5 protein-coding genes and 1 pseudogene are annotated in these 6296 nt (G+C 61.3%); 1 reads left to right on the plus strand and 5 read right to left on the minus strand.

Annotated features, from left to right (window positions below; translation table 11 throughout):
• Together BLR94_RS26820 and BLR94_RS26825 are read right to left on the minus strand one after the other, a co-directional pair.
• Positions 1–273: leucine zipper domain-containing protein (locus tag BLR94_RS26820; RefSeq protein WP_139207532.1), on the minus strand; the 273-nt coding region annotated here is incomplete at its 3' end.
• 83 nt (positions 274–356) lie between these two features.
• The gene (locus BLR94_RS26825) at positions 357–1127 is read right to left on the minus strand and encodes a substrate-binding periplasmic protein (protein WP_084308998.1); all 771 of its coding nucleotides are present in this window, start codon (positions 1125–1127) and stop codon (positions 357–359) included.
• A gap of 267 nt (positions 1128–1394) precedes the next feature.
• Here BLR94_RS26825 and BLR94_RS26830 point away from each other — a divergent pair, with 267 nt between their 5' ends.
• Positions 1395–3203, plus strand: a complete 1809-nt coding sequence (locus tag BLR94_RS26830) for a sensor domain-containing phosphodiesterase (RefSeq protein WP_084308997.1) — start codon at positions 1395–1397, stop codon at positions 3201–3203.
• A 217-nt stretch (positions 3204–3420) separates the two neighbouring features.
• Here BLR94_RS26830 and BLR94_RS26835 read toward each other — a convergent pair whose 3' ends face one another.
• From BLR94_RS26835 to BLR94_RS26845, 3 genes and pseudogenes are all read right to left on the minus strand, one after another.
• Entirely contained in the window at positions 3421–4887 is a 1467-nt protein-coding gene (locus BLR94_RS26835) for an alanine/glycine:cation symporter family protein (RefSeq protein ID WP_084308996.1), read from the minus strand.
• 309 nt (positions 4888–5196) lie between these two features.
• A pseudogene (locus BLR94_RS26840) lies at positions 5197–6000 on the minus strand (restriction endonuclease); the annotation flags it as partial.
• Between the two features lie 14 nt (positions 6001–6014).
• The coding region (locus BLR94_RS26845) for an IS3 family transposase (RefSeq protein WP_139207533.1) at positions 6015–6296 on the minus strand (282 nt) is incomplete at its 5' end.

The raw sequence follows: 6296 nt of genomic DNA on the forward strand, positions 1-6296 counted from the left end.
TATCTGTCGATAGGTCTTGCGTGCCCGGCGCTGTTCGACAAGACGCTCACGCAAAGCGTCTGAAGTGGCGTGTGGGCAGTGTCTGGGTCGCGATGAACGATCTTGCAGACCCGCCTCACCTTCCTCCCGAAAACGTCTGAGCCATTTGTAGGCGGTTCGAACGCTTACGCCCGCCGCCTGCGCAGCATCTTCGACACGCAAGCCTTGCTCGATACGTTGGATAAGAAGGGCTCGACCTCGAGGTGTAAGACGGGCATGTTTATGTAGGTTCATCCGGGGCTCCTGGAGTGCTTGGTTGGTCGCACTTCCAGAATTCCGGGAATGCCCCGGATGAACAACCTACTGAGAGATCACAGCTAGCGCTGCGTGGCCGCGTTGCCACGGCCTAGGTAGCGGTGGCGGATGCGCTCGACTTCGCCGCTGCGGATCAGCGTCTGCAGGGCGGCATTCCATTTCGGCAATTGATCCGCGTGCCGGCGTTGCAGCTTTATCACCAGGGGGGCATCGCTGAGCTGCGCGCCGCGGGTGAAGCGTCCCTGCTCGAGGGAGCGATCGGCGAGGACATCGGCGAACACATCGTCTCCCACCGCGATGGCGTCGACCCGGTGCAGTAGCAGCAGATCCAGTAATGCCGACTCCCGCGAGGTTTCCACTTTCTCCAGGCGGCCGCTCCCGAGCGCGGCGTCCAGGCTCTGATAGGTGTAGCCGCGCACGATACCGATGCGCAGCCCGCGCATCTGGTCGAGTGGCAGCCCACGCGCCGGATGGTCGTCGAGAAAGTACAGGTACTCGCGAACCTGCAGGTAGGGCTGCGAATACACGAAGCGCTGGTCGGCGTCCGCGGTGTTCCACAGAGGCGAGTCGGCGTAGTTGAGGTCCAGGCGGCCTTCGTCGAGCAGCAGGTTGAGACGGTTGGCGGGATAGAAGACGAAGTCCACCGGTTGACCACTCTTGGCCATGGCCAGGCGTACAATGTCCACGGCGATGCCGCTGGGCTGGCCGTCGGCGTCCTGGAAACTGTAGGGGTGCCATTGCGTGCTACCGCCCAGCAGCGGGTGGGCCCAGCTTGCGCTGCAGCCCAACGACGCCAGCAGAAGGCACCGCCGCAGCACACGACAACGCTTCATCGAAACCCCTTGCCGACTCCATTGAGAGGGCGCCAGTTTAAATCAGCAACTGATGGATTGATGACCGCTCGCGGGGCAAAGCCGGCCAGTCGGCGGTATTCAGGCGCGTCACGTGGTCGCGCCGGGGCACCAACCGCCGGACGGTCGCTGTTTTTTCGGCAACTCTCTGCGCTCGATGATGTCATTTCGTTATCATCATCATCTGCCGTGACAGTCGTGTTACATCAATCCCGGACACGTTGTTGAGCGATAACCGAGAGAAGAACCATGTTGGCACCCAACCCACCCCTTCCCTTGAATGAGCTGAGCCGGCAGGCACTGCTCGACGAGCATCCGTGCTTCTTCGAACAGCGTACCGACCCGTTCCTCGATGAAGTGGTGAAGATGGCTGCGATGTACTTCAAGGTTCCCATTTCGCTGATCACCATCATCGACCGCAAGCGCCAGTGGTTCCGCGCTCGCGTGGGTACCGAGCTGCAGGAAACCCCGCGTGCCGATTCTTTCTGCGCCTACAGCGTGGCGCTCGGCGAAAGCGTGGAGGTCTGCGATGCGGCGCAGGATCCGCGTTTTTGCTGCAACCCCCTGGTCACCGGCGATCCCGGCATCCGCTACTACGCCGGGGTGCCACTGGCCCTGGATGACGGCGTCATCCTCGGCAACCTGTGCGTGATCGGCACCGAGCCGCGGCCGCCCATGTCGGCCGCCGACCTGGGCATGCTGGAGCAGATGGGGCGCCTGGCCATCATCCGTCTCAATGAATTGCGGGCCGCCGCCTACACCGATGGCGCTACCGGGTTGTTCAATCACGTCAAGCTCGACGAAGACGTCAGTGAGGCGTTGAGCAATGGCGACAGCCCGCTTGCCGTCGCCATCGAGCTGGTCTCGCCGATGCAGTTGAACGACATGCTCAAATCCCTCGGCTTTCGTTTCCTCAACGATTTCACCCTGGCGGCGAGAGACACCCTGCAGGCGTTGTTGCCTCCTGGCTGGGGGCTCTACAAGATCAGCGCGTTGCGCTTTGCCTGCTGCGTACCCGCTAACCAGCAGGAACAGGCCGAAGCCGTATTCTCGAGATTGGTGGAGACGTTCGGCAAGCCCATTTATTGCGATGGACTGCCCGTGCTGCCGCAGATCGGCATGGGTGTGCTGCGCCTGAACGCGGATGCGCTGCCGGCCGACTGGATGCGCCTGATCGTCTGCGCGGCAGACGAGGCTCGTACGTCGGGCCGTGGCTGGGCCTACTACGACTGCCGGATGGATGCGGCTCAGCAACGCAGCACCCGTCTGCTCAACGACCTGGCCAACGCGGTGCGCGTCGAGGATCAACTGCGCCTGGTGTTCCAGCCGCGGGTCGACCTGCACAGCGGCGCCTGCCTGTCGGTGGAAGCGCTGCTGCGCTGGGCCCATCCGACGCTGGGCGAGATCAGCCCCGCCGAGTTCATTCCCCTGGCCGAGAAGACGGTCCTGATCCACGCCGTGAGTTTCTGGGTGGTCAATCAGGCCATCAACCAGATCATCGCCTGGCGCCAGAGCGGCCTGATATTGAAAGTGGCCATCAACGTGTGCGCTGCCGACCTCAACAACGACCACCTGGCCGACGAGATCATCCGTTTGCTGGCTCGTCATGACCTGCAGGGGTCCTGCCTGGAGGTGGAGTTCACCGAGAGCGCGCTGATCGGCGATTTCTCGGTGGTGGCCTCGCAGCTCGAACGGCTCAAGGCGATTGGCGTGGAGATCGCCATCGACGACTTCGGCAGTGGCTACAGCAACTGGTCGCACCTGCGCGACATTCCGGCCGATACGGTCAAGCTCGACCGTTCCTTCATGGACAACCTGAGGCCCGGGCAGAAGGACTGGAACATCGTCCGGGCGCTGATCAGCCTGGCCAAGGAACTGGGCCAGCGCGTGGTCGCCGAAGGCATCGAAACCGAGCAGACCCTGCGGATCATCCGCGAGTGGGGGTGCCAGGAGGCGCAGGGCTATTTCATCTCCCGGCCGTTGGAAGTGCCCGCGCTGATTGCCTGGCTGGAAGCGAAAACCGGCGTGCGCGTCATCGAGCAGGGCAGGGTGAGTTGAGGCAGCGCGCCAGGCAGCGATGACCCTGGCGCGGGTTTCTGGCTGTGCGAGCTGATAGCATCGACAGGCGCCCGCCGTCACTGTATGGACGCGTCGCCCCGGCGCGATGGCCAGGGTCGCCATCACCCGACATCCATGTCGCCAGGCGCCAGCGCTGCGCTGCCATCCTGTGGCTCACCCCGATACTCCGCGCTGCAGGTAGCGTACTGTCGCGGCTTCAGTTCTTCAGGGTCTTCGCCGCCGCCTCGCTGTAGGTCTCGGCGCAACTGATGTGATCGCTGCCGTCCCAGCATTCGACGTTCTTCAGGTCCGGCATGTCGTCGCGGTGGAACACCGGCTCCACGCCCTGGCGGCGCTGCGCGTTGTAATGGCTGAGCAGGCGGGCGGCGATGCCGGCCAGCGGCACGATGGCGACCAGGTTGGTCAGCGCCAGCAGCGGCATGAACACATCGGCCATCGCCCAGACCACCGACACCTTCACCACCGAACCGATCAGCACAAAGGCCATCACCAGCACGCCGAACAGATTCAGGCACAGCGTGCTGTCGAACATGTACTGGATGTTCGACTCGCCGTAGTAGTAATTGCCGATCACCGAGGTGAAGGCGAACAGCAGAATGGCGAAGGTCAGGTAATGGATCGCCCAGCCGCCGAGCTGCTCGGCCAGCGCCCACTGGGTCAGGCTGGCGCCCAGGGCGGCGTCGCCGTAGGCGTGGCCCGGGTCGGCGAGAAGGATGATCAGCGCCGTCATGGTGCAGATCACCAGGGTGTCGAAGTACACACCCAGGGTCTGCACCAGGCCCTGTTTGACCGGGTGCGAGACCGATGCCGTGGCGCTGGCATTGGGTACCGAGCCCATGCCCGCTTCGTTGGAGAACAGACCACGGCGCACGCCCATCATGATCGCCGCGCCGATGCCGCCACCGGCAATCTCGCGCCAGCCGAAGGCGTGGGCGACGATATCGGCGAATACGGCCGGCACGTCGCCGATGTTGAGGACGATCACCACCAGGCCGATGCCCAGGTACATCACCGCCATTACCGGCACCACGGTCACCGAGACCTTGGAGATGGTCTGCACGCCGCCGAAGATGATCACGCCGGTCAGTACCGTCAGCGCGATACCGACACCCCAGGCCAGCGTCTCGCTGCCGCCTTCACCGCCGAACGACGTCTGCATGGCATCGACGATGGAGTTGGCTTGCACCGAGTTGAACACCAGGCCGTAGGTGACGCTGATCATCACTGCGAACACCATCGCCAGCCAGCGCCAGCCCAGGGCCCGCTGGATGTAGTAGGCCGGGCCGCCGTGGTAGCGGTACTGCTTGTCCGACTTGTACAACTGCCCCAGGGTCGACTCCACGAACGAGGTCGCGCCACCCACCAGGGCCACCATCCACATCCAGAACACCGCACCCGGCCCCCCCAGCGCGATCGCCGTGGCCACCCCGGCGATATTGCCGGTACCGACCCGCGACGCCGCGGAAATGGTGAAGGCCTTGAAGGAGGAAATCGCCTCCTTGTCGCCATGGTTGCGCTCGAGGATGACCCGGAACATCTCGGGGATCATCCGCAGCTGCACGCCACGGCACACGTAGGTCAGGTACACGCCGCTGAGCAGCAGCATGGGAATGGCGAGGTAAGTCCAGAGCAGGCCGGAGAAGGCATCGAGCAACGCGGACACAGGCGTCTTCCTTTGGTCGTCTTTATTAGGAGGGTCGCGAGGATAGGGCAATACGCCCAAATCCCCAAACCCGATGCCGCTGGCGGCAGGCCGACCTTACCTCCCAGCGCTACTGTTTGCGGTCAGTAGGGACGCGACGCTTCAGGGTAACGAAGTGGCGAGGGAGGGCACCTATGCGCTCTGGGAAGCGCGTTCCAGGGCGAATTGGCAGAGTCGCTTGGCGTTGGCCACTCGACCAGGGGCTTGTGTACCCTCGTCGAGTGGGTGGATGGATAGGCCACTCGCTGTTTGAGCGCTTAGACAGTTGACTCAGTTATTTCCATAGGACCTTGCTGCAGATTTCAGTACCTCGGCGAAGCCGAATATATCGTCTAAGGCTTCAATCGGGTGCCTTGTTTCCTTTTTATCAGCATCAAATGTTCCGATATATTTTTGCGTCCGATTGAAGTGAAGGCGTGCAATGGGTTTACGGTTGTTATCGTCCAGCAGACTGCCAAAGTAGCTTTGCGTATCCCGCGCTGCGATACGCTTGACGTCTACTTCGGTTCGCACGATTGCTTTGATGATGTTGTAGCCTTCGATTTCTTCGGCTGTCGTGATGACCAGATCCTTTTCGACTACATCAACTTGAGCCTGCTCGCTTTTGGGAGCGCTCGTCGGTAGTGCACTGCTCACGATTATGGGTTGGCTAGATCCGGAGAGGGCAGACTTCAAGCGTTCGTTTATCTGATCACTGAGGAACTGCACCGTTGCTTTTCGGGTCAGTAGCGCGAACTGCTCTCTGACTTTTTGCGTAATGGTGCCCTCGTACACACGAGAGGCGAAGAAACGCACAAAATCTTCGTCGGGCTGCTGGAACTGGGTTGCCAGCTCACGCTTGATTTGGCCGACATACTTCAATTCCCCTGCTGCATTGATGATCGAATCGACATCGAATGCTGACTTGGTCAATTTTTGTAGTTCAGGCACTACGTGATCATCGATGTCCAGCAGGTCGAATTCAAGAAATGGCTTTTCGTCCATCTTGTTTGGTGCGTCCAAGTCGGTAAAGAATCGATAGACTTGGCCGTTCGTCAATATGGAGATGCGGGCTGTGGTGACGTGAAAGTTGAATCGCCCCGGCTTTCCTAGACACTTTCCAAGCTCTGGAAATAGCGCTTTTCAAAATCCACTGGCGATAGCTGCATAGCGCTGCTGTGCCGGCGTTTAGGGTTATAAAACATCTCGATGTAATCGAACACATCAGCGCGTGCTTCTTCACGAGTGCCGTAGGTTTTCCGCCTGATGCGTTCGCGCTTCAGCAGTTGGAAAAAGCTCTCTGCCACGGCGTTGTCGTGACAGTTACCGCGCCGGCTCATGCTACTGATTAGGTTGTTGGCCTTGAGGAAACTTTGCCAGTCCAGGCTGCT

Origin of the sequence: Phytopseudomonas flavescens (assembly GCF_900100535.1) — a bacterium.
Lineage (GTDB): Bacteria > Pseudomonadota > Gammaproteobacteria > Pseudomonadales > Pseudomonadaceae > Aquipseudomonas > Aquipseudomonas flavescens.